The following is a 22,299-nucleotide window of genomic DNA, read 5'->3' as shown; positions in this document are numbered from 1 at the left end:
CTCATGAGCGGGATAGCGTCCCGGATATGAGAGAAGACGACGTCGTCGCGGACCCGGTGGACACCCGGCTCGCCGCCCGGCTGGCCGAACTGCGGGCCGGACGCGGCTGGTCGCTGGGGGAGCTGGCGGAGCGCAGCGGGGTGAGCCGGTCCACGCTGTCCCGGGCCGAGCGGGGCGAGACCAGCCCCACCGCCGCCGTACTGAACCGCCTGTGCGCGGTCTACGGACGGACCATGTCCCGGCTGCTCAGCGAGGTCGAGGCGGAACCCGCGCTGCTGGTGCGGGCCGCCGAGCAACCCGTGTGGGAGGACCGCCCGGGCGGGTTCGTACGCCGCTCGGTGTCCCCGCCGCACGCGGGACTGCGCGGCGAACTCGTCGAGGGACGGCTCGCGGCGGGCGCCGACATCGCCTACGACCGGCCGCCGGTGCCCGGCCTGGAGCAGCACGTCTGGCTCCTGGAAGGGGCCCTGGAGATCACGGCGCAGGACGTGGAACACCACCTCGCCGCCGGGGACTGCCTGCGGATGCGCGTGTGGGGGCCGACGCGGTTCCGCTGCCCCGGGCCAGACGGAGCCCGCTACGCGCTGGCGGTGGTGCTGCCGTGAACGTGGACCGGGTCGACGAGCACGGGGTGGCGGCGCTGCTGGACGGCCTGGCCGCGCTGCTCGCCGACACCGTCGCGGGCGGCGCCTCCGTCGGCTTCCTCGCCCCGCTCGGCCACGCGGAGGCCGCGCACTGGTGGCGGGGACGGGCCGCCGCCGTGGCCGCCGGGCAGCTCGCCGTCTGGGTGGCGCGGGAGGGGGAGCGGGTGACCGGAACGGTGAGCCTCGCCCTGCCGGACAAGCCCAACAGCCGCCACCGCGCGGAGCTGGCCAAGCTGATGGTGTCCCGCGAGGCACGCGGCCGGGGTCTGGGCCGCCGGCTGCTGGCCACCGCCGAGGAGGCGGCCGCGGCGGCCGGGATCACCCTCCTCCACCTGGACACCGAGACCGGCAGCCCGGCCGAGCACCTGTACCGGTCCGCCGGGTGGACCCGAGCCGGCACGATCCCGGACTACGCGGCGGACCCGGGCGGGGAACTGCGGCCGACGACGCTCTACTTCAAGCAGGTCGGGGACCGGGCGGCCGCCCACGCCGCCACCGGGTGATTGTCGGTGGCGGCGGCTACCGTGCCTGTCATGCCGGACGCAGAAGACGTACGCCGTATCGCCCTGTCCTTGCCGGACACGACGGAGAAGACCGCCTGGAACATGCCCACCTTCCGGGTCGCGGGGAAGATGTTCGCGACGCTGCCCGAGGACGAGACCTCGCTCGCGGTGCGCTGCCCGAAGGAGGAGCGCGACGAACTGGTGCTGGCCGAGCCGGACAAGTTCTGGATCGCCGCGCACGAGGCCCAGTTCGCCTGGGTGCGGGCCCGGCTCGCCGCCCTGGAGGGCGAGGACGAGCTGCGCGACATCCTCGCCGACTCCTGGCGCCAGGCGGCACCGACCAGGCTGCTGGAGGCCCACCCCCGGCTGGGGCTGCCCGCCGGGGGCTGAAAACCCCTCAGGCGTTGTCAGTGCCCCGTGGCATGATCCGAAGACGTGCGTGACAGCCGGGACCGGAGGGGGGTCCCGGCTGCCGGACGCACGGTGCCACGGGAGGGCAGGTGGGCGCAGGGGGAGCGCAAGGGGAGGGGAGCGCGGGATGGCCGGTACGTCATTGCGGCCGACGGCGGCGCGAGCCGTCTGGTCGCGGGACTTCGCGCTGTTCTTCGCCGCCCGGGCCGTGGCCCGCCTCGGCGACACCATGCTGCCCGTCGCGCTCGCCGCCGGACTGCTCCAGCACGGGTACGGGGCGGGCGCGGTCGGCCTCGCCATGGCCGCGACGGCCGCCGCCTTCGCCGGTCTGGTCGTCTTCGGCGGAGTCCTCGCCGACCGCTTCAGCACCCGCAAGCTCATGATCGGCGCCGACCTGGTACGGCTCGGCACCCAGGCCCTGGCCGCCGCGCTCTTCTTCTCCGGGCACGTCGTGCTCTGGCAGATCTGCGCCATCGGCTTCGCCAACGGCGTCGCGGGCGCCGTCTTCCAGCCTGGCGTCGCCAGCACCGTGCCCCGGCTCGCCTCCGACGTCCAGGGAGCCAACGGCGCGATACGCGTCGCCGAGTCCGCCGCCCAGCTCGCCGGCCCCGCCGTGGCCGGCCTCCTGGTCGGCTTCGCCTCGCCGGGCGGGGTCTTCGCCGCGCACGCCACCACCTACGCGGTCAGCGCCCTGTGCCTGCTGCTGCTCCGGCTGCCCCCGCTCGCGCCGGGCAGCCGGGCGGTGTCCGGCCGCGGGAGCAAGGCCTTCCGCGCCGACCTGGTCCAGGGGTGGCGGGAGTTCCTCGCGCGCCGGTGGCTGTGGAGCGTCATAGCCGTCTGGTGCGTCTACATGATCGCCGTCTGGGGCCCGACCGTGCCGCTGGTCGCCACCGAGGTGGTGGGGGAGCACGGCCCCCGCGCCTACGGGCTGGTCAACTCCGCCCTGGGCGCGGGAACCGTCGTGGGCGGCCTCCTCGCCCTGCGGCTGCGGCCGGTGCGCATGCTCCGGGCCGGCGCGATCGCCCTGGTCGGCTTCGCCGCCTTCCCCGCGAGCGTCGGCGCCGGGCTCGGTGTCCCCGCCATGGCGGCCGGGGCCGCCGTCGCCGGGGCCGGCATGTCCTTCTGGGGCGTGATGTGGGCGACCAGCGTGCAGACCCAGGTCCCGCCGGACGTCCTCAACCGCATCCACGCCTACGACGTGGCGGGCTCGCTGGCGATGATGCCGGTCGGCCAGGCGCTCGCGGGTCCGGCCGCCGCCGCCCTCGGCGCCGACCGGGTACTGCTCGTCGCGGGTGTCACCAGCTTCGCCGTGTGCGCCGCCCTGCTCCTGATACCGGCGGTGCGCGGACTGGTGCGGGTGGACGCGGCCGCGGCGGGCTCCAGCGGGACCGCGGCCGCCGCGGCCGAGCCGTCCCGCCCGCAGAAGTGCTGACGCCACCGGAGCGGGCGCCGGCGGACCGCGCCCCCGGAAAAGCCGTGCGCGACCACCGGCCCGAGTGCGGTATGGTTTTCCTGCACGTTCGGCCGGGGGAAACCCCAGGTCAGGCGGGCAACGGGACGTGGCGCAGCTTGGTAGCGCACTTGACTGGGGGTCAAGGGGTCGCAGGTTCAAATCCTGTCGTCCCGACTGGAGACAGTCGTTGATCGAGGGGCGGTTCCGGAGCAATCCGGAACCGCCCCTCGATTGTTCTCCCTGCGGCGTGCCTGGACGCTCAGGCGAGATGCCCGATATATCACTGTCGGGTGTCCGCGCTCATCTTCTGCCACTTCGCGCTCGCGCTGTTCGCCGCGCCGCTGGTCAGACGGTGCGGAACGGGTGCCTTCCTCGTACTGGCCGTGCCGCCCGCCGCGGCGACCGTCTGGGCCGCCACCCGGTGGAGCACGACGGCCGCCGGCGGCGCCGACACCGCCGTGTGGCGCTGGCTGCCCACCTACCACGTGGACTGGGCGCTGCGGCTGGACGCCCTCGCCGAACTCATGGTGCTGCTCGCCGCGGGCGTGGGCACCCTCGTCCTGGTCTACTGCGCCTCCTACTTCGACGACCGCTCCCGACAGCTCGGCAGGTTCGCCGGAAACCTCCTCGCCTTCGCCGGGGCGATGCTCGGGCTGGTCCTCGCCGACGACCTCGTCCTGCTCTACATCTTCTGGGAACTGACGACCGTCTTCTCCTACCTGCTGATCGGCCAGACCAGCGACCACAAGCGGAACCGGCGCAGCGCCCTGCAAGCCCTGACGGTCACCGCGCTCGGCGGACTGACCATGCTGGTCGGCTTCCTGCTCCTGGGGCACGAGGCGGGCACCTACCGGATCTCGGCGATCCTGGCCGACCCGCCGGCCCCGTCGGCCGCGCTGTCCACGGCGGTCGTGCTGATCCTCGTCGGCGCCCTGTCCAAGTCCGCGATCTGGCCGTTCAGCCTCTGGCTGCCCAACGCCATGGCCGCCCCCACCCCCGTCAGCGCCTACCTGCACGCCGCCGCCATGGTCAAGGCCGGCGTCTACCTCGTCGCCCGGCTCGCCCCCGCCCTCGCCGACATCACCCCCTGGCGCCCGCTCCTGCTCGTCCTCGGCTCGGTCACGATGCTGCTCGGCGGCTGGCGGGCGCTGCGGCTGCACGACCTGAAACTCGTCCTCGCCTACGGCACCGTCAGCCAGCTCGGCTTCCTCACCGTCCTCACCGGCGCGGGCCGCCACGACACCGGCCTCGCCGCCACCGCCATGATCCTCGGGCACGCCCTGTTCAAGGCGCCGCTCTTCCTGGTCACCGGCATCGTCGACCACGCCACCGGCACCCGCGACCTGCGCAAGCTCTCCGGGCTCGGACGCCGGCTGCCCGCCGTGTGCGCCGTCGCCGTGCTCGCCGGGGCGTCCATGGCCGCCGTGCCGCCGCTGCTCGGCTTCGGTGCCAAGGAGGCCGCCTTCCAGGCGCTCCTGGACGGGAGCACCGGCGACCGCTGGGCGCTCGCCGCGGCCGTCGTGGGCTCCGCCCTGACCACCGCCTACACCCTGCGCTACCTGTGGGGCGCCTTCGCCCGCAAGCCCGGCCTGCCCGACACCGACGCGCAGCGCGTGCCGGTGGCCTTCCTCGCGCCGCCCGCCGTGCTCGCCCTCGCCTGCCTCGTCCTCGGCCCCGGGGTGACCTGGCTCCAGGGCCTGCTGGGCACCTACGCCGGGCAGTTCCCCGCGCCCGCCCACCCGTACCACCTGGCGCTGTGGCACGGGGCGGGCCTCGCCCTCGGCCTGTCCGGCGCGGCCTGGGCGGGCGGCGTCCTGCTCTTCCTCGCCGCGAGCCCCGTCGCACGGGCCGGCCAGCGGCTCGCCTGGCGCTCCGCCGACCTCGTCTTCGGACGGATGCTGCTCGCCCTGGAGCGCACCGCCCTCCAGTGCACCGGATTCGTGCAGCGCGGTTCGCTGTCGGTGTACCTCGTCACGACCATGAGCGTCGTCCTGGCCGGCCAGATCGCCGTGCTCGTCGCGGACGAACCCTGGACCGGCGTGCCCGCCCCGCGTCTGTGGGACCACCCCGCCCAGGCCGCCGTCGCCCTGCTGACCTGCGCGGCGGCCCTGCTGTGCCTGGGCGTGCGGCGCCGGATGAAGGCCGTCGTCTTCGCCGGTCTCACCGGATACGGCACCGCGCTGCTCTTCGTCGCCCAGGGCGCGCCCGACCTCGCGCTCACCCAGTTCTGCGTGGAGACCGTCTCGATGATCGTCTTCGTGCTGGTGCTGCGCCGGATGCCGGTGCGCTTCGAGGAGAACTTCAGCCGGTGGCGGCGCCTGCTGCGGATGCCGGTGGCCCTCGCGGGCGGCGCCGCCGTCGCCGTCGTCGTCTGGATCATGGCGGGGCACCGCCGGGCCGACAGCGCGGGAGCGGCGATGGTCGAGGAGACCGCGCACCACGGGCTGAAGGACGTCGTCGCGACGATCCTCGTCGACCTGCGGGCCTGGGACACCATGGGGGAGTCCGCGGTGCTCGCCGCCGCCGCGATCGGCGTCACCAGCCTCATCTACCTGCACCGCCGCGCCGACGGCGCCGAACAGCCCGTACTGCCGCTGCCCGGGGACCACCCGCACGCCGGACTGCGCACCGCCTGGCGGGCGAGCCGCTACGAGTCGGCGGGCCTGCCCAGCGGCGACGAGGGCGGACCCGAGCGGACCTGGCTCGCCGCCAGCGCCACCCTCGCCCCCGAGCGCCGCTCCCTCGTCCTGGAGGTGGTCGCCCGCCTCATCTTCCACCCCGTCCTCGTCCTCTCCGTCTACCTGCTGCTGTGCGCGGAGAACCTGCCGGGCGGCGGCTTCGTCGCGGGCCTGACCGCGGGCGTCGCCTTCATCGCCCGCTACCTCGCCGGCGGCCGCCACGAACTCGCCGACGCCGTGCCCTTCAAACCGGGCGTGTTCACCGGCCTCGGCCTGTTCCTGTCCACCGGGGTCGCGCTCGGCGGCCTCGGCGATGGCACCGTGCTGCACGGCTGGACCTGGCACGGCCACCTGTCCGTGTGGGGCGACGCCCACCTGTCCACCGCCGTCCTCTTCGACTGCGGGGTCTACCTGCTGGTGCTCGGTGTGGTCCTGGACATCGTGCGGGCCCTCGGCGCCCGCATCGACCGCCAGATCGAGCGGGCCGCCCCGCGCCCGGAGGCGGGCCGCGCATGACCGTGAGCCTGTCCCTGCTGGTGGCCGCCGCCGTCCTCAACGCCGTCGGCGCCACCCTGCTGCTGACCCGCTCCCTGACCCGGATCCTGCTCGGCGCCGTAGTCCTCGGCAACGGCGTCAACCTGCTGGTCCTGGCCGCCACCGGCAGCGCGGGCGAGGCGCCCCTGCTCTACCCGCACATCATCCGCAACCGCGTCACCGACCCGCTGCCCCAGGCCATCGCCCTGACCGCGATCGTCATCACCCTCGCCACCACCGCCTTCCTGCTCGCCATGGCCTACCGCAGCCACCAGGTCACCGGCTCCGACGAGATCAGCGACGACACCGAGGACCGGCTGGTCGCCCTGCGCGCCGAGTTCCTCGACCGGCGCGGCGAACTCCGCGACCGCTACCGCGAGGCCCGCGCCGGGGACGGCGGCGCCGACGCCGAGCAGCGGGCCCGCTACCGCGCCGCCCGTAGACGGCTGCGCCGGCGGGTCCGCGAGGAACGCGCCTACCAGGCCCGCGCCAACGACGTCTCCGGGAACCTCTGGAACGACATCCTCGGCGCCGACCCCGAGGACTACCGGGAGGGCCGCGAGCTGGGCTCCACCGATGCCGCGGGCCGCCCCGGGCCGGCCCCCGCACGGGTCGCCGGGCCCTCCAACGACCCCGAGGAGACCGGCCGCGAGCCCGACTCGCTCCCCGGCGAGGACTCCTGCCACCCGCGGCCCGACCAGCCCGACCAGCCCGACGACCCGGGTGGCGCCGGCACGGAAGGAACCAGATGAACGCGCTCGTTCCGCTCCCCGTCGTGCTGCCCCTGTGCGTCACCGGCCTGAAGCTGGCCATCGGGCCCCGGCTGCACCGGTTCCAGCGCTTCATCAGCATCGCCGTGCTCGGCGCGGTCCTGGTGCTCTCCGTGGTGCTCATGGTGTCCGCCGACCGCCACGGCCCGCTCAGCGTGCACCTCGGCGACTTCGCACCGCCGGTCGGCATCACCCTGGTCGCCGACCGCCTCGCGGGCCTGATGCTCACCGTCTCCAGCGCCGTCACCCTGCTCGTCCTCGTGTACTCGCTGGGACAGGGCATGGCCGACCGCGACGACCAGGCGCCGGTCGGCGTCTTCCACCCCGCCTACCTCATCCTCGTGGCGGGCGTCTCCTGCACCTTCCTCGCCGGAGACCTCGTCAACCTCTACGTCGGCTTCGAGATCATGCTCGTCGCCAGCTTCGTCCTGCTCACCATCGGCGGCACCGCTACCCGCATCCGGGCCGGATCGACGTACGTGATCATCTCGCTGTTCTCCTCCGTGCTCTTCCTGATCGCCATCGCCATGACCTACGCGGTCGCGGGCACCGTGAACCTCGCCCAGCTCGCCGGGCGGCTCCAGGAGGTGCCGCCCGGCGTACGCACGCTGCTGGAGGCGATGCTGCTGACCGTGTTCGCGATCAAGGCGGCGGTGTTCCCGCTCGCGGCCTGGCTGCCCGACTCCTATCCCACCGCACCCGCGCCGGTCACCGCGGTCTTCGCCGGGCTGCTGACCAAGGTCGGCGTGTACTCGATGCTGCGCACCCAGACCCTGCTCTTCCCCGGCCACCGCCTGGGCGACCTGCTGATGCTCGCCGCGCTCGCCTCCATGGTCGTCGGCATCCTCGGCGCCGTCGCCCAGACCGACCTGAAGCGGGTGCTGTCCTTCACGCTCATCAGCCACATCGGCTACATGGTCTTCGGCATCGCCCTCGCGGGAGGGGGCGGGATCAGCGGCGCGATCGTGTACGTGGCACACCACATCACCGTGCAGACCACCCTGTTCCTCGTCGCCGGACTCATCGAGCGGCGCGACGGCACGACGGAACTCACCCGCCTCGGCGGCCTGGCCAGGACGGCGCCACTGCTCGCCGTGCTGTTCTTCGTGCCCGCCATGAACCTCGCGGGCATCCCGCCGCTGTCCGGATTCATCGGCAAGCTCGGCCTGATGCGCGCGGGCGTCGCCGACGGCGGCGGCTGGGCCTGGGCCCTCGTCGCCGGATCCGCCGCGACCAGCCTGCTTACCCTCTACGTCATGGCGAAGGTCTGGAACCTGGCGTTCTGGCGCGACGCGCCGCCCGGGGCCGAGGAAGAGGGCGTCGTGCTGGAGTCGGCCGAGGACGACGACACGGGTGACGACGAGGAGGGCAGGGCACCCGGCTCCGGAGAGACGCCCGACTCCGGAGAAGCGTCCGGCTCCGGAAAGACGCCCGGCTCCGGAGAGGCGTCCGGCTCCGGCAGGCCGGCCGAGTCCGGGAGCGGGCTGCCGGTGCCCGCGGGCGCCGTCGTCTCCGCGGGCTTCCTCGGGCAGTCCATCACCACCACCAAGCACCTGCCCTGGCCCATGCTGGTGGCCACCGGCGCCGCCGTCGCCCTCGGCCTGTCCTACACCGTCCTCGGCGGCCCCCTCACCACCTTCACCCAGGCCGCCGCCACCGAACTCCTCGCCCGTACCCCCTACATCGAGGCGGTGCTGGGCCGGTGAGCAACCTCTTCCGCGACCGTTCCCCCTACAGCTGGTCCTTCCGGGTCGGCCGCGGCCGGCGCGTGCTCGACCTGCCGCTCGTGGGCTGGCTCACCGTCATCTGGATCCTGCTGTGGGGCACCCCGTCCTGGGCCAACCTCGTCAACGGCGTCCTCGTCGCGGTCTGCCTGTGCCTGGCCTTCCCGCTGCCCGCCGTGGACATCGGCCTCCGGCTGCACCCCCTGGGCGTGCTGCGCCTCGCGGCCTACCTGCTGTTCGACATGTTCTCCTCCAGCGTCGAGGTCACCCGGCAGATCTTCGCCAAGGGCCCCTACCACGCCGCGGTCGTCGCCGTCCCGCTGCGAGTGCGCAGCGACCTCATGCTCACGGCCACCGCCGTCGCCGTCTCCAACGTCCCCGGCGGCTCCGTCATCGAGGTGCGCCGGTCGACGGCAACCCTGTTCCTGCACGTCCTCGACGCGGGCAACCCCGGCGAGATCGAGGGCGCCCAGCGGCAGGTGTGGCGCATGGAGGAACTCGTCGCCCGCGCCTTCGGCACCGCCGAGGACATCGCCGACGCCGCCCGCCCCGTACCGGAAGGTGACCTCCCGACGTGACCACCCTGCACAGCGTCGAAGACGCCCTGCTCGTCGCCGCGCTCGCGATGATTCTCGTCGCCGGCGCACTGCTGTTGTACCGGATCTGGTACGGCCCCTCGATGCTGGACCGCGCCGTCGCCCTGGACGTGGCCGCGGCGCTCATCATCGCCGGCATCGGCGTCAAGGCCGCCCACGACCGCGACTCCTTCTACTTCCCCGTGATGCTGGTGCTCGCCTTCCTCGGCTTCACCGGCTCGGTGGGGATCGCCCGCTTCATCGCCGTGCGCGACCGGCCCACCGTGCGCCCGGACGGCAGGCAGGACCACCGGTGAACGCCTGGGCCGAGGCCGCCGACCTGGCCGGGACCGTCCTGCTGCTCCTCGGCTGCCTGCAGTGCCTCCTCGGTGTGATCGGGATGGTCCGCTTCCCCGACGTGCTCTCCCGCAGCCACGCCGCCACCAAACCGCAGACCCTCGGGATGCTCCTCGTCCTCACCGGGGTGGCGCTGCGACTGCGCCACGGCACCGACGTGGGCACCCTCGCGCTCATCGCCTTCTTCCAGTTCCTCACCAGCCCGGTCGCCTCCCACCTGGTGGCCCGCTCCGCCTACCGCACCGGGCAGACGGGGTCGCGGGGCCTGCTCAGGGACGACCTGGACCCGCAGCTGAGCGACGGCGACCGGCGCGAGGAGTAGCATCGGGGAGCGCTCAGCCCACGCAGCCCACGTGCGCCAGCGCCTGCTTCAGCAGCACCCCGTGCCCGCCCGGCATCTCGCTGCGCACCGCCTCGGACAGAGCCTCGCGCGGATCGAACCAGACCAGGTCCAGCGCGTCCTGGCGCGGCCGGCAGTCACCCGTCACCGGCACGACGTAGGCGAGCGAGACCGCGTGCTGCCGGGGGTCGTGGTACGGCGTGACACCGTGCGTCGGGAAGTACTCGGCCACCGTGAACGGCTGGAGCGAGGGCGGCACCCGGGGCAGTGCCACCGGGCCGAGGTCCTTCTCCAGATGGCGCAGCAGGGCGTCCCGGACCCGCTCGTGGTGCAGCACCCGCCCGGAGACCAGGGTCCGGCTGACCGTCCCGTCGGGCCCGATGCGCAGGAGCAGGCCGACGCTGGTGACTTCGCCGCTGTCGTCCACCCGTACGGGCACGGCCTCGACGTACAGGATCGGCATGCGGGCGCGCGCCATTTCGAGTTCGTCGCTCGTCAGCCAGCCCGGCGTGGTTTCGGTCATGTCAGACATCGCTTGATCATACTTTCAGCCGTTCGTGCTTCCCGGGCGGCGCTCCGGGACTGTGACCCGTCCCACGCCGCTCAGCCGTCGTCCGCCGGGCCACCGGGCAGCCGGTAGACCCGCCGGGCATTGTCCCGTCCGACCCAGCGGGCCAGGCGCAGCGCGTCCGGGAGGGACAGCTCGTCGGCGTCCAGCCGCTCCTGAAGCAGACCGGCCAGTCCCTGCCGGAAGGCCAGCGCCCCCAGGTGGTGGAACTCGGCCAGTCCGTAGGCGTCGGAGCTGTGGAGCAGCTTGCGGAACGGGGTGATCTCCAGTGCCTCCGCGAGGACCGCGCCCGCCCGCGCGGGGCCGACGTGGTGCAGGGTGAGCCCCACGTCGAGGTACACCCGCTCGAAGACCGCACAGAGATAGGCGGCCTGGCGCTGGTACGGCCAGCAGTGCAGCAGCAGGACCGGGATGGTGCCGGCGGTCAGGTGCAGCCAGTCGGTCAGCAGGGTGGGGTCCGCCCGGTGCAGGCGGATGTCGCCGTCGCCGAACCCGGTGTGCAGTTGCAGCGGCCGGCCGAGGTCCACGGCGGTCCACAGCAGGTGCCGCACGAGCACCGGGTCGTCGAGCCGGCCGCCGCCGCGCGCCAGCCAGCGCCGGGCGGCCTCGGTCACCTCGGCGGGCGAGGGGCGGGCCGGGTCCAGATCGAACCCGGTGCGGTAGGCCGCCACCGACTTGACGGCCACCACACCCGGCCGCCGTACCGCCTCCCACGCGGCCGTGCGGAACGCGCGTGCGTACGCGTCCGGTTCGACACCGTCGGCCACCACGGCCTCCGCGACGCCCTCCAGCCGGACCACGTCGTACGCCTTCGCGCCGGCGGCCTCGGCCAGCTCGGCCGGTGCGGTCACGCGGTGCGGGGCGTACCCCGTGTCCACGCAGAACGCGCCGGTGCGCGCGGCCCGCAGGAACCGCCGGTTGACCTCGGCGGCGCCCAGCTCGGACCGCCGGGCCAGGTACACCCCGGCGGGACAGTGGCGCGGCAGACCCAGCAGGGGCGCACAGTGGCGGCGCACGGCGAGGCCGACGGGGCTGTCGAAGGGGGAGACGCCGGGCCACGCCTCGCCCTCCGTGAGCAGGGCCTCGAAACCAGCACGGTCCAGGTCGTCGGTGACGGCACCGTGGCAGTGGTGGTCCACCAGCTCCAGCGCGGCAAGCCGCTCGGCCACCGGTCCGGCGGCCATCTCAGTACTTCCAGCGGTACGCCGCCGCCACACCGTCGTCGTCCAGCCCCTCGACCGACCCGGCCTCGCCCAGCCGCACGGCGATCACCCCTCGGCCAGCACCGGACCCAGCGCCTCGCGCAGTACGCCGTCGGTCCGGAAGGCGGCCACCGACTCCGTGAGCGTGACCGGCAGCCGCCGCACGCCCCGGGCGGCGGCCGCGGCGGGATCGAGCCGGGCCGGGTCGCCGGTGATCTCCTCGGGCAGCGGGGCGGACGAGGCCAGCCCGTCCAGTCCGGCGGCGATCACCGAGGCGAGGGCGAGGTACGGGTTGGCGGCGAGGTCGACCGGCTTCACCTCCAGGTTCGCCGCGCGGTCGCGGATCCCGGCGGTGCCGGTGACGATCCGCAGCGCGGCCTCGCGGGTCTCCCGCCCCCAGGCGGTGAACACCCCGGCCCACTGCGAGGGCCGCAGCCGCAGCCGGCTCGCCGGGCTCGGCGCGGTGAGCGCCGTGAGCGCCGGGAGGTGGCCGAGCACCCCGGCCACGAAGGACTCCGCCTCGGCGGTCATCCCGTACCGGGCGGTCCCGCCCGCGTGCAGGTTCGTCCCGTCGCGCCAGGCGGAGAGGTGGAGATGCCCGCCGTTGCCGACGCCCTGTCCGAGGACGGCAGGGGCGAAGGAGACGCGCAGCCCGTGGCGCCGCGAGACCGCCCGGATCGTCTGCCGCACCAGCACGCTGTGGTCGGCCGCCGCCACCGGGCCGAGCGCCCCCACCGAGACCTCGAACTGCCCCGCCGCGTACTCGGGATGGAACTGCTCCACGTCCACGCCCTGCGCCGCCAGCGCCGCCAGCAGGTCGGCGGCGCAGTCGCTCAGCTCGACCTGCCGGGCCGCGCCGTACGCCGGTCCGGACACCGCGGGCACGAACGCGTCGCCGTCCGCGTCGCCCCGGCCCACGGCCCACTCCACCTCGACGGCGGCCCTGAAGGTGATGCCGTGCCGCTCGGCCGCCCCGGCCACGATCCGGCGCAGCACGGTGCGCCCGCACGCCGGGTGCGGGGCACCCTCCTGCGTGATCCGGTCCACCGGCGCCCACGCCCAGCCGGGCTGCGCCGCGAGCACGGTCAGCCGGTCGAGGTCGGGGTAGAGGCGCAGGTCGCCGTCGGGGGAGCCGAGGACGTCCGTGGCGACGATCGAGTCGTCGGCCAGGAAGGTGTCGAACACCGGGGACATGCCGACGCCCCAGGCCGCGGCCGCGGCGAGCTTCGCGGTGGGCACGGTCTTCACCCGGGCGATCCCGGCGGTGTCGACGTACGCCAGCACCACGCCGTGCACGCCCTGCCCGGTCAGCTCGCCGGTCAGCGCGGTGGCCCGTTCGACCTCGCCGGGGCGCCCGCCGGGCACGGGGTCGCTCTCGCTCACGTGTCGGCTCCTTCGCGCCTGCGCCGTCCGTCGCACACCATTGTGCCGTCCGGTGATCACCCTGTCCGGGTTTCGCCGGATGTGCGCACGACGCGGTGAAGGCCGCGGTCAGTCCATGGTGGTGGGCTGCGGAGAGGGGGTCCCGCCGTCCAGGACGGTCTTGAGGCGCTCGGTGCCCTGGCGCACCGCCTGTTCGACCGAGTCGGTCTGCCCGCCCGCGAGGCCGCCGCCCATGACGGTGACGGCGGAGGTGTCGACGCGCACCGCGGCGACGTCCAGGGTGAGCGTGGCGGGGCCGCCGTCGGCGTCCCCCTGGACGCTCACCCGCAGCCCCGCACGGGCGTCGCCCACGTCGGGCACCGACGCCTCGGTCACCTGAACCGTGCGCCTGGCGCCCCCGGCGCCGGTGGCGGTGAACTCGTCACAGGTGTCCGGCAGGGTCCGGAGCCACTTCATCCGGGCGTCCAGACCCGCGCGGTCGTACCCGGCGACCTGCTCCAGCAGGCGGGAGTCGCCCTGCTCGAAGCCGGTGAGGGCCGACGGTCCCGACGGGTCGCCCAGCAGGCCGTCGCCGTAGAGGGCGTCCAGCAGTGCCTGGCAGTCCGTCGCGCTGGACTTCGCGGTGAGGAAGTCCGCCACGTCCACCTCGCCGACGAGCAGCCGGTCCCGCCACTTGTCCGCGTCCTGGACCTGGTTCCAGCCGCCCTCCAGGTCGGCCTCGGTGAGCAGGGCGGCCTTGGCGCCGGCCTCGGTGAGGGAGGCGGGGGAGGCGCTGGGGGAGCCGGTCGGGGTCTGCTTCGCGGCGTCGGGCCGGGCTACCCCGGCCTGTTCGGCGGCGGTGTCCGAGGCGCTCTGCGACCCGCCGCCGTCCGAACAGGCCGCCGTGGTGAGCAGCGCGCCCGCCGCCAGGGCGGAGGCCAGGAGACGGGCGGGGTGGGACGGACGACGGCTCATCGCGGGATGCCTCCTGGGACGGGAAACGGTGTCCTCAGCGCATCACCGGGGCCGGGGGCGCACCAGCGCACGGGCCTGTTCGGGTGACCGGCGCCGCCGGGCGCCGGGAGCGGGCCGGACCGCCGGGTCCGGCGCACTCAGCCGACGCGGTCGAGGGTGTCCTCGGCCACCTCCTTGTCCACCGCCGCCCGCACCAGGGCGGCCGCCAGGACGGCCGGTTCCGTCTTCCCGGCCAGGGCGAGGAGCCGGTCCTGGTCCCCGGGCAGATCGAGCCGCTCCGCGCCCCGGAGGGCCTTGCGGTCAAGCCGGGGACCCGCCTCCGGCCAGACCAGCTGAGCCTCGCGCAGGAAGATGTCCGCGCCGGTCGGACCCATTCCGGGGAACTCCTGGAGCAGCCGCCGCAGCTCGGAGACGTCGCCGTCCGCCTCGTCGCGGAGCCGGCGAAGGTCGCCGCCCCACCGCTCGGTCAGCAGTTCGGCGGCCTCGCCGAGCTGGGTGGCGGTGCGCTCGTCGTAGCGCCGGTAGCCGCCCCGCCCGAGCGCGTCCACCCGCTGCTGCCAGGTGGCCCCGGCCATGCTGCGCGGGTCGCGCAATCCCGCCTCGCTCAGGGCGCGCGCGGCGGCGACCGCGACGGAGGCGCTGATCCGGGCGCTGAGCAGGTGCGCGAGGACCAGCAGCCGGTACAGCGGCTGAGGGGTGTCCTTCAGCCGGATGCCCGCCTCTTCGGCGTACGTCTGCCCGTGCGCGTCGACGAGTTCGCGCACGGTCCGCCGTTGGTCGCGGCCCACGGCTACGGCTTCAGCGGGTCGTGACCGACCGTCATGAGCCGGTGCCGAAGGCGGGTGTCCTCGGCCGCGGGCTCGTTCTCCAGGTCGGTCTGCGAGGTCACGGTGTCCACGACCTTGCGCATGGCGCGCAGGTCGTCCCCGGTCAGGTCGGTGCGCCGCTTCTGCAGGATCGCGAGGACGTGCTGTCCCAGCGGTGGCCCGGCGTCGTCCGGCAGCGGCTCGGTCAGCTCGCCGGAGTCGCGCACCCGGAGCCAGTCCGCGAGTTCCGCGGAGGTCATGTTCACCACGCGGTGGAAGTCCTCCCACAGCGCGTCGAGTTCGAGGGCGTCGGCCATGAGGTGTCCCTCATTTCGTCGTGCGTACGTGCGTACGTGCGTACTGCGTGGTCAGCCGGAGCAGCGCGACGCGCTCCGCCTCGTCGGTGCCGCCCCACACGCCCGACGTCTGCCCCGATTCCAGGGCGAAGGCCAGGCACTCGGGGGTCACCGGGCATCTGGCGCAGACGCGTTTGGCGGCCGCCGTGTCCCGCAGGGCGGGTCCGGCGGTGCCCACCGGGAAGAACAGATCGGGGTCCTCATCCACGCAGGCGGCGCGGCGCAACCACTCCATGCGGGCGCGGGTGCCCAAGGGGCCCGGGGGACAAACGCCCGGCGGACCCCGGCACCGGGGGCGCGGCCGCTCAGCGGGCGAGCACGCCGTCCAGGAAGCGCGTGACGTCCGCGAAGACCTCCGCCCGGTTCGTCTCGTTGAAGACCTCGTGCCGGGCGCCCGGGTAGATCCGCACGGTCAGGTCGCCGCCGCTCAGCGGTTCCACGCCGACGCGGCTGCCGGGCAGCGGCACCAGCCGGTCGTCGTCCCCGTGCACCCACAGCAGCGGCAGCCGGCCGACGTCGCCGCCCGCGGCCACGGTCTCCAGCGTCCGCACGAACGCCCGAAGCGTCGGCCGCTTCATCGGCCCGTGCCAGACCAGCGGGTCGGCCGCGTACGCCGCTCCCACCGCCGGGTCGCGGGAGAGCGAGGCCGGGCTGATCGGGGTGTCGGGGATCTCCTCCAGGGCGAGCAGCCGGCGCGGCAGCTCCCAGTCGCCGATGACGGGTCCCGACAGCACCAGCGCCGTCAGCTCGCCCGGGTGACGCTGGGCGTAGCGGGAGGCGATCAGGCCGCCCATGGAGTGGCCGACCATGACGACCGGCAGGCCGGGGTGGGCGGCGCGGGTGAGGTCCGCCACGGCGTGCACGTCGGTGACCACGTCCTCGAAGTCCTCGACGACCACCCGCTCGCCGTCCGAGCGTCCGTGCCCGGCGTGGTCCGGCGCGTAGACGGCCGCGCCGTGGCCGGTCAGCACGCCGGCCACCTCCTCGTAGCGCCCGGTGTGCTCGCCGTATCCGTGGACCAGCAGCGCCACGTAGCGGGGACGCACGGCGGGCCACTCGCGGACGGCGATCCGTCCCCGCGTTCCGGTCAGCGTGTGCTCGCGGGCCTCGGCCATGGATCCTCCGGCTGCGTCGGTGACGTTCGTCCGGAGGATCTTCCCAGGACGCCGTCCGGCGGTCTATAGTCCAAAACTAGCAGTGCTAATTAAGGGTAGTGCTCATCAAGGTTCGCGGTGGTCGACGCGGCGGCGGCGCGCCGTCCGGTGACCGCGCGACGACGGTCAGGAGTCCCTCGTGCGTCCCGTCCACTTCGCGGCCGCCCGCCGCACCCCGATCGGCAAGCTGCGCGGCGCGCTGTCCACCGTACGGCCGGACGACCTCGCCGCCGCCGTGCTCCGCGGCCTGGTCGCCGACGTGCCCGCGCTGGACCCGGCCCGGGTCGACGACGTGTACTGGGGCGCCGCCAACCAGGCGGGCGAGGACAACCGCAACGTCGCCCGCATGGCCGCGCTGCTCGCGGGCCTGCCCGAGACCGTGCCGGGCGCCACCGTCAACCGGCTGTGCGCCTCCGGCCTCGAAGCCGTCACCACCGCCGCCCGCACCATCGCCGCGGGCGAGGCCGACATCGTCCTCGCGGGCGGTTCCGAGTCCATGAGCCGCGCCCCCTTCGTGCTGCCCCGCCCCGACGAGGCGCTGCCGCACCGCATCGAGACCGCCGACACCCGGCTCGGCTGGCGCCTGGTCAACCCGGCGATGAAGGACCTGCACGGTCTGCTCGCCATGGGGGAGACGGCCGAGGAGGTCGCCGAGCGGTACGGCGTCCCGCGCGAGCGTCAGGACGCGTTCGCCCTGCGCAGCCACCGCCTGGCCGCCGAGGCCCGGAAGAACGGCCACTTCGACGACGAGATCCTCCCCGTCGAGCGCCCCGACGGCGTGGTCGTCGACACCGACGAGTGCGTCCGCGAGGACACCTCCCTGGAGAAGCTGGGCCGCCTCAAGCCCGTCTTCCGCGCCGGCGGCACGGTCACCGCGGGCAACGCCTCCCCGATGAACGACGGCGCCGCGGGCCTCCTCCTGGTCAGCGAGGAGGCGCTGAACGACCTCGGCCTGGAGTCGCTGGGCCGCTACGTCGCGGGCGGCTCGGCCGGCGTCCACCCCGACGTCATGGGCATCGGCCCGGTCCCCGCCACCCGCAAGGTGCTGGCCCGGGCGGGCTGGAGCATCGGCGACCTCGCCGAGGCCGAGTTCAACGAGGCGTTCGCCGCCCAGGCCCTCGCCTGCGTCGACCAGCTCGGCATCGACCCCGACCTGGTCAACCCCACCGGTGGCGCCATCGCGCTGGGCCACCCGCTCGGCTGCTCCGGCGCCCGCATCCTCACCACACTGCTCCACCGCATGCGTCGCACGGGCGCCGGCCGCGGGCTGGCCACGATGTGCGTGGGCGTGGGGCAGGGCAGCGCGGTCCTCGTCGAACGCCACTAGGCCCACCCGGCCACAGAGCCGCCACCCCCTGCAGAGCCGCAGCAAGGAAACGGAGCAACACCCCATGGCAACCCTCTCCGTCGCCGCAATCCTCGCCGAGAACGCCCGGCGCCGTCCCGACAAGGAGGCGCTGGTCGAGGGCGACCTGCGGCTGACCTTCGCCGAGGTGTGGCGGCGGGCCCGCGCCCGGGCCGGTGCCCTCGTCGGCCTGGACGTCCGGCCGGGGGACCGGGTGGCGCTGATGGCACCGAACACCGCCGACTTCCCCGTCGCGTACTACGCCGTGGCCGCGACCGGCGCCGTGGTGGTGCCGGTGCACCTGCTGCTGTCCCCGGCCGAGGTCGAACACGTCCTGCGCGACAGCGGTGCCGCCCTGCTGCTGTGCCATCCGGCCCAGGCGGAGACCGGAGCGGCCGCGGCGCGGGAGGCGGGCGTACGGACGATCACGCTCGGCGAGGAGTTCGACCGGCTCGCCGCCGACGCCGAGCCCCTGCCCTCGTACGTCACCCGGGACGCCGACGACCCGGCCGTCGTCTTCTACACCAGCGGCACGACCGGAGTGCCCAAGGGCGCCGTGCTCAGCCACTTCAACCTGGTGATGAACGCGACCGTCAACGCCTTCGACGCCAACGACATCCGGCCCGACGACGTGGCACTCGGCGCGCTGCCCCTCTTCCACGCCTTCGGCCAGACCGTCTCCCTCAACTCCACCTGGCGGGCGGGCGCGACCCTCGTCCTGCTGCCGCGCTTCGACGCGGCGCGCGCGATCGAGCTGATGGTGAAGGAGGGCGTCAACACCTTCCACGGAGTGCCGACCATGTTCGTCGCCCTCGCCGCCGCGGCGGCCGGAGCCGCGGCCCTGCCGGAGCTGCGGGTGTGCATCTCCGGCGGCGCCTCGCTGCCGGTGGCCGTCCTCGAACGGTTCGAGGAGGCCTTCGGGGCGAGGATCTACGAGGGGTACGGGCTGTCGGAGACCTCTCCGGCGGCGGCCGTGAACCAGCCGGTGTTCGGCGCCAGGCCCGGCACCATCGGCCACCCGCTGTGGGGCGTCGACGTGGAGATCGCCCGCGCCGAGGTCGAGGACGCCGTGGAACTGCTGCCGCCCGGGGAACTGGGCGAGGTCGTCGTCCGCGGCCACAACGTCTTCTCCGGCTACCTCGGCCGCCCCGAGGCCACCGCTGAGGCGCTCGTCGACGGCTGGTTCCGCACCGGCGACCTGGGCACCAAGGACGAGGACGGGTTCCTGAGGATCGTCGACCGGAAGAAGGACGTCATCATCCGGGGCGGCTACAACGTCTATCCGCGGGAGGTCGAGGAGGTGCTGATGCGCCACCCCGGCATCGCCCAGGTCGCCGTCATCGGGCTCCCGGACGAACTCCACGGCGAGGAGGTCTGCGCCGTGGTCGTGCGCGCCCCCGGCACCACGCCCGACGCGGTGCCGGACGCCGCCGGGGTCACCGAGTGGTCCAAGCAGCACCTCGGGCGGCACAAGTACCCGCGCCGGGTGGAGTTCGCGGACGAGCTGCCGCTCGGGCCGAGCATGAAGGTGCTGAAGCGCGAGCTGAGGGCGGCGTACACCGACCACCGGGGACCACGCTAAGGATCAATGGGCGAGACGGTGCTTACGGTGCCGGTGGGGTGCGCATAGCATCGGAGCCCGCAATGGACACCATGACGCTCTGGCACCTCACCGGCTGGGAATTCGCCGCCCTCGCCTTCGCGGCGCTGCTCGTCGGCTTCTCCAAGACCGCGGTGAGCGGCGCCAACACGGTCAGTCTCGCGATCTTCGCGGCCGTCCTGCCCGCCCGCGCCTCCACCGGCATCCTGCTGCCGGTGCTGATCGCCGGGGACGTCCTGGCCGTCCTCACCTACCGGCGCCACGCGCACTGGCCCACCCTGTGGCGGCTGTTCCCGGCGGTCGGCGTGGGCGTGGTCGTCGGCACCCTGTTCCTGGTGTGGGCCGACGACGCGGTCGTGCGCACGTCGATCGGCGTGATCCTGCTGTTCATGGCCGGCGTGACGATGTGGCGCCGACGGCGGGCCGACGCGGCCGAGCAGCCGGACGAGGTCACCTCGCGCACCGGCCGCGTGAAGGCCCGTTCGTACGGCGTCCTGGGCGGGTTCACCACGATGGTCGCCAACGCGGGCGGCCCGGTGATGTCGATGTACCTGCTCTCCGCGGGCTTCCGCAAACTCGGCTTCCTGGGTACGTCGGCGTTCTTCTTCCTGATCGTCAACGTCTCCAAGCTGCCCTTCAGCGCGGGCCTCGGCCTGATCGACGGGCACTCGCTGCTGCTCGACGCCGCGCTGGTCGTGTTCGTGGTGCCCGGCGCGTTCCTCGGCAAGTGGGCCGTGGACCGGATCAACCAACGCCTGTTCGAACGTCTGGTGATCGCGGCGACGGTTGTGGGCGGTCTGCAGTTGCTCCTTGCCTGATCCGCTGGGGGAGCCCGTTGCTGAGGTCCTCCACCAGCAGGCGTTTGGCGATGGCGTCGACGGCCGCGCGCAGCTCCGTGTCCGTGGGGCGGCCGATGTCCCGCTCCACCCGGTCCTCCAGCCAGGCCGCCCACGCCCGGCCGATCACCAGGGCCTCACGGGCGCCCGCGTCGGTGTGCGAGAGCAGGGAGCCGTGCCGGGTCAGGAACCCCTCCTCCACCATCCGGTCGAAGACCGGCAGCAGCACCTCCGGCGGCAGCCGGCGGCGGGCGGCGATCAGGCCGAGGCTGGCGTGTCCGACCAGCCGCGTGAACAGGTCCACCTGCATCACCGCCCAGGCACCGGCGACATCCAGCCGGGTGTCGCTGTCCGCGACGATCCGACGCGCGGTGTCCAGCTCCGTACCGCCGATGATCTTTCCGACGGAGGCCTCCAGCGTCCGCCTGCTGCTGGCGTCGTGCGGTGAGGCGAAGCCCTCGCCCATGTCGGTGGAGCCCGCGCGGGCGCTGTCGCGCAGCTGGACCTGCTTGAGGAACAGCGCGACCAGGAAGCCCAGGGCCGCGACCGGCACGGTCCACAGGAACACGGTCTGGATGGTGTCCGCGTACGCGCCGACGATCGGCGCCGACGCCGGGGACGGCAGCCGGTGCACCCCCTCCGGACTGGTCGAGGCCCTGGCGATCACCGAGGGGTCGGCGGCCCCGGTGCGGGCCGCAGCCGCGACGCCGTCGCGCAGGTTGGGGCCGAGCGCGTTGGCGTAGATCGTGCCGAACACCGCGGTGCCGAAGGAACTGCCCAGCGTGCGGAAGAAGGTGACGCCGGAGGTCGCCGTGCCCAGGTCGGAGTACTCGACCGTGTTCTGCACGGCGATGGTCAGCACCTGCATGGACAGGCCGATCCCCGAACCGAGGACGAACATGTACAGCGACTCGAGTCCCGCGCCCGTGGACGCGCCCATCAGCGACATCAGGTACAGGCCGACGCCCATCACCAGCGTGCCCGCGATGGGGAACAGCCGGTAGCGCCCCGTCTTGCTGACCACGTTGCCGCTGAACACCGAGGCGATCAGCAGCCCCGCCACCATCGGCAGCGTCCGCACCCCGGAGACGGTGGCCGAGTCCCCGTCGACGTACTGCAGGTACGTGGGCAGATACGTCAGCGCCCCCAGCATGGCGAAGCCCACGATGAAGCTGAGGATCGAGCAGACGGTGAACACCGGGTTGGAGAACAGCCGCATCGGCAGCATCGGTTCGGCCGCCCGGGTCTCCACCCAGCAGAACAGGCCGAGCGCGACCAGCCCGCCCGCGAACAGGCCGATGATCACGGCCGAGCCCCACGCGTACTCGTTGCCGCCCCAACTCGTCGCCAGGATCAGAGCGCTCGCCCCGACCGCGACCAGCGCGATGCCCAGGTAGTCGATGACGGGACGGGCCGCCGACTTCACCACCGGGATGGTGCGGGCGGCGGCGATCACCACGACGACCGCGATGGGCACGTTGACGTAGAAGGCCCAGCGCCAGGACAGGTGGTCGGTGAACAGCCCGCCGAGCAGCGGGCCGATGACCGTCGCGACCCCGAACACCGCGCCGATCGCGCCCTGGTACTTGCCCCGCTCCCGCAGCGGGATGACGTCCGCGATCAGCGCCATCGCCGTCACCATCAGGCCGCCCGCGCCGACGCCCTGCACCGCCCGCCAGACGATCAGCAGCGGCATGTTGGTCGCCAGCCCGCACAGGAACGAGCCGGTGATGAACACGACCGCGGACACCTGGAAGACGACCTTGCGGCCGAACAGGTCGCCGAACTTGCCGACCAGCACCGTCGCCACGGTCTCCGCGAGCAGGTACGAGGTCACCACCCACGACATGTGCTCGGCACCGCCCAGGTCCGACACGATCGTGGGCAGCGCGGTGCCCACGATCGTCTGGTCCAGGGCCGCGAGCAGCATGCCGAGCATGATCGTGACGAAGACGACGTTGCGGCGCCGCCGGTCCAGCACGGGCGGCTGGGTGGCGACGGTCCGTGGCGATTCCTCGGCGACTGTCACACGGTCACGATCACACCGGTGCACGGGCCACGCATGCGGGGACGGTCCGCCCGGGTGCGCCCGGGGGCACGGTCGGA

General features: G+C 74.0%; 21 protein-coding genes, 1 tRNA gene and 1 pseudogene. 14 read left to right on the top strand and 9 right to left on the bottom strand.

The features are described from left to right. Positions 1-26 precede the first annotated feature (26 nt). From Sru02f_RS24430 to mnhG, 11 genes are all read left to right on the top strand, one after another. Positions 27-605, top strand: a complete 579-nt coding sequence (locus Sru02f_RS24430) for a helix-turn-helix domain-containing protein (protein ID WP_109028737.1) — start codon at positions 27-29, stop codon at positions 603-605. After that, entirely contained in the window at positions 602-1,147 is a 546-nt protein-coding gene (locus Sru02f_RS24425) for a GNAT family N-acetyltransferase (protein ID WP_109028738.1), read from the top strand. Before Sru02f_RS24430 ends, Sru02f_RS24425 begins: the two co-directional genes overlap by 4 nt. Positions 1,148-1,177: 30 nt before the next feature. Next, positions 1,178-1,537, top strand: coding sequence for an MmcQ/YjbR family DNA-binding protein (locus Sru02f_RS24420; protein WP_164271058.1), 360 nt, complete (start codon positions 1,178-1,180; stop codon positions 1,535-1,537). A 148-nt stretch (positions 1,538-1,685) separates the two neighbouring features. Then, positions 1,686-2,990, top strand: coding sequence for an MFS transporter (locus Sru02f_RS24415; RefSeq protein ID WP_109028739.1), 1,305 nt, complete (start codon positions 1,686-1,688; stop codon positions 2,988-2,990). A gap of 121 nt (positions 2,991-3,111) precedes the next feature. Next, positions 3,112-3,185: transfer RNA gene (locus Sru02f_RS24410), tRNA-Pro, on the top strand. 116 nt (positions 3,186-3,301) lie between these two features. Beyond that, on the top strand, positions 3,302-6,205 hold the full coding sequence (locus Sru02f_RS24405) for a Na+/H+ antiporter subunit A (RefSeq protein WP_109028740.1): 2,904 nt from the start codon (positions 3,302-3,304) through the stop codon (positions 6,203-6,205). Beyond that, entirely contained in the window at positions 6,202-6,975 is a 774-nt protein-coding gene (locus Sru02f_RS24400; protein ID WP_109028741.1) for a Na(+)/H(+) antiporter subunit C, read from the top strand. Before Sru02f_RS24405 ends, Sru02f_RS24400 begins: the two co-directional genes overlap by 4 nt. Further along, complete coding sequence (locus Sru02f_RS24395; protein ID WP_109028742.1) at positions 6,972-8,699, top strand: Na+/H+ antiporter subunit D; 1,728 nt, start codon at positions 6,972-6,974, stop codon at positions 8,697-8,699. The genes Sru02f_RS24400 and Sru02f_RS24395 overlap by 4 nt, the downstream gene beginning before the upstream one ends. After that, positions 8,696-9,295 carry a Na+/H+ antiporter subunit E gene (locus Sru02f_RS24390; protein ID WP_109028743.1) on the top strand — a complete coding sequence of 200 codons (600 nt, stop codon included), beginning with the start codon at positions 8,696-8,698 and terminating at the stop codon, positions 9,293-9,295. The genes Sru02f_RS24395 and Sru02f_RS24390 overlap by 4 nt, the downstream gene beginning before the upstream one ends. Before the next feature lie 47 nt (positions 9,296-9,342). After that, positions 9,343-9,609 (top strand): monovalent cation/H+ antiporter complex subunit F, encoded by a 267-nt coding sequence (locus Sru02f_RS24385; protein WP_203698425.1) that lies wholly within the window; start codon positions 9,343-9,345, stop codon positions 9,607-9,609. Further along, positions 9,606-9,971 (top strand): monovalent cation/H(+) antiporter subunit G, encoded by a 366-nt coding sequence (mnhG, locus tag Sru02f_RS24380; RefSeq protein WP_003972187.1) that lies wholly within the window; start codon positions 9,606-9,608, stop codon positions 9,969-9,971. The genes Sru02f_RS24385 and mnhG overlap by 4 nt, the downstream gene beginning before the upstream one ends. A gap of 13 nt (positions 9,972-9,984) precedes the next feature. On the opposite strand, the gene Sru02f_RS24375 is transcribed toward mnhG, so the two are convergent. From Sru02f_RS24375 to Sru02f_RS24340, 8 genes and pseudogenes are all read right to left on the bottom strand, one after another. Continuing rightward, the gene (locus tag Sru02f_RS24375; RefSeq protein ID WP_030870383.1) at positions 9,985-10,512 is read right to left on the bottom strand and encodes an NUDIX hydrolase family protein; all 528 of its coding nucleotides are present in this window, start codon (positions 10,510-10,512) and stop codon (positions 9,985-9,987) included. Between the two features lie 80 nt (positions 10,513-10,592). After that, positions 10,593-11,741 (bottom strand): amidohydrolase family protein, encoded by a 1,149-nt coding sequence (locus Sru02f_RS24370; RefSeq protein WP_109028745.1) that lies wholly within the window; start codon positions 11,739-11,741, stop codon positions 10,593-10,595. Between the two features lies 1 nt (position 11,742). Continuing rightward, positions 11,743-13,142, bottom strand: a pseudogene (glnA3, locus tag Sru02f_RS24365) (gamma-glutamylpolyamine synthetase GlnA3). Positions 13,143-13,250: 108 nt separating this feature from the next. Next, complete coding sequence (locus Sru02f_RS24360; RefSeq protein ID WP_109028746.1) at positions 13,251-14,096, bottom strand: hypothetical protein; 846 nt, start codon at positions 14,094-14,096, stop codon at positions 13,251-13,253. 137 nt (positions 14,097-14,233) lie between these two features. Further along, entirely contained in the window at positions 14,234-14,884 is a 651-nt protein-coding gene (locus Sru02f_RS24355) for an endonuclease (protein ID WP_109028747.1), read from the bottom strand. A gap of 2 nt (positions 14,885-14,886) precedes the next feature. Continuing rightward, the gene (locus Sru02f_RS24350; protein ID WP_003972181.1) at positions 14,887-15,219 is read right to left on the bottom strand and encodes a DUF3140 domain-containing protein; all 333 of its coding nucleotides are present in this window, start codon (positions 15,217-15,219) and stop codon (positions 14,887-14,889) included. Positions 15,220-15,229: 10 nt separating this feature from the next. Beyond that, a complete protein-coding gene (locus Sru02f_RS24345) occupies positions 15,230-15,493 on the bottom strand; it encodes a WhiB family transcriptional regulator (protein ID WP_109028983.1) in 264 nt (87 codons plus the stop codon). A gap of 70 nt (positions 15,494-15,563) precedes the next feature. After that, positions 15,564-16,373: an alpha/beta hydrolase gene (locus Sru02f_RS24340; protein ID WP_109028748.1), complete on the bottom strand. Its 810-nt coding sequence runs from the start codon at positions 16,371-16,373 to the stop codon at positions 15,564-15,566. 178 nt (positions 16,374-16,551) lie between these two features. On the opposite strand from Sru02f_RS24340, the gene Sru02f_RS24335 reads away from it, so the two are divergent. The 3 genes from Sru02f_RS24335 (at position 16,552) to Sru02f_RS24325 (ending at position 20,175) form a co-directional block, all read left to right on the top strand. After that, positions 16,552-17,739 (top strand): thiolase family protein, encoded by a 1,188-nt coding sequence (locus Sru02f_RS24335; RefSeq protein WP_109028749.1) that lies wholly within the window; start codon positions 16,552-16,554, stop codon positions 17,737-17,739. Between the two features lie 64 nt (positions 17,740-17,803). Continuing rightward, on the top strand, positions 17,804-19,339 hold the full coding sequence (locus Sru02f_RS24330; protein WP_109028750.1) for a long-chain-fatty-acid--CoA ligase: 1,536 nt from the start codon (positions 17,804-17,806) through the stop codon (positions 19,337-19,339). Positions 19,340-19,401: 62 nt separating this feature from the next. Next, entirely contained in the window at positions 19,402-20,175 is a 774-nt protein-coding gene (locus Sru02f_RS24325) for a sulfite exporter TauE/SafE family protein (protein ID WP_109028751.1), read from the top strand. Here Sru02f_RS24325 and Sru02f_RS24320 read toward each other — a convergent pair. Beyond that, positions 20,102-22,222 carry an MDR family MFS transporter gene (locus Sru02f_RS24320; protein WP_174854957.1) on the bottom strand — a complete coding sequence of 707 codons (2,121 nt, stop codon included), beginning with the start codon at positions 22,220-22,222 and terminating at the stop codon, positions 20,102-20,104. The genes Sru02f_RS24325 and Sru02f_RS24320 overlap by 74 nt on opposite strands. Positions 22,223-22,299 lie beyond the last annotated feature (77 nt).

This window comes from Streptomyces rubrogriseus (genome assembly GCF_027947575.1).
Taxonomy (GTDB): Bacteria; Actinomycetota; Actinomycetes; order Streptomycetales; family Streptomycetaceae; genus Streptomyces; species Streptomyces rubrogriseus.
The sequence above is the reverse complement of the archived record's forward strand: the minus strand, read 5'-3'. Positions and strand labels throughout refer to the sequence as shown.

Coding starts and splice junctions, on each gene's coding strand:
- Sru02f_RS24330 (WP_109028750.1), top strand. CDS start 17,804: ATGGCAACCCTCTCCGTCGCCGCAATCCTCGCCGAGAACGCCCGGCGC.
- Sru02f_RS24375 (WP_030870383.1), bottom strand. CDS start 10,512: ATGACCGAAACCACGCCGGGCTGGCTGACGAGCGACGAACTCGAAATG.
- Sru02f_RS24430 (WP_109028737.1), top strand. CDS start 27: ATGAGAGAAGACGACGTCGTCGCGGACCCGGTGGACACCCGGCTCGCC.
- Sru02f_RS24325 (WP_109028751.1), top strand. CDS start 19,402: ATGGACACCATGACGCTCTGGCACCTCACCGGCTGGGAATTCGCCGCC.
- Sru02f_RS24345 (WP_109028983.1), bottom strand. CDS start 15,493: ATGGAGTGGTTGCGCCGCGCCGCCTGCGTGGATGAGGACCCCGATCTG.
- Sru02f_RS24395 (WP_109028742.1), top strand. CDS start 6,972: ATGAACGCGCTCGTTCCGCTCCCCGTCGTGCTGCCCCTGTGCGTCACC.
- Sru02f_RS24385 (WP_203698425.1), top strand. CDS start 9,343: ATGATTCTCGTCGCCGGCGCACTGCTGTTGTACCGGATCTGGTACGGC.
- Sru02f_RS24415 (WP_109028739.1), top strand. CDS start 1,686: ATGGCCGGTACGTCATTGCGGCCGACGGCGGCGCGAGCCGTCTGGTCG.
- Sru02f_RS24350 (WP_003972181.1), bottom strand. CDS start 15,219: ATGGCCGACGCCCTCGAACTCGACGCGCTGTGGGAGGACTTCCACCGC.
- Sru02f_RS24400 (WP_109028741.1), top strand. CDS start 6,202: ATGACCGTGAGCCTGTCCCTGCTGGTGGCCGCCGCCGTCCTCAACGCC.
- Sru02f_RS24340 (WP_109028748.1), bottom strand. CDS start 16,373: ATGGCCGAGGCCCGCGAGCACACGCTGACCGGAACGCGGGGACGGATC.
- Sru02f_RS24420 (WP_164271058.1), top strand. CDS start 1,178: ATGCCGGACGCAGAAGACGTACGCCGTATCGCCCTGTCCTTGCCGGAC.
- Sru02f_RS24370 (WP_109028745.1), bottom strand. CDS start 11,741: ATGGCCGCCGGACCGGTGGCCGAGCGGCTTGCCGCGCTGGAGCTGGTG.
- Sru02f_RS24360 (WP_109028746.1), bottom strand. CDS start 14,096: ATGAGCCGTCGTCCGTCCCACCCCGCCCGTCTCCTGGCCTCCGCCCTG.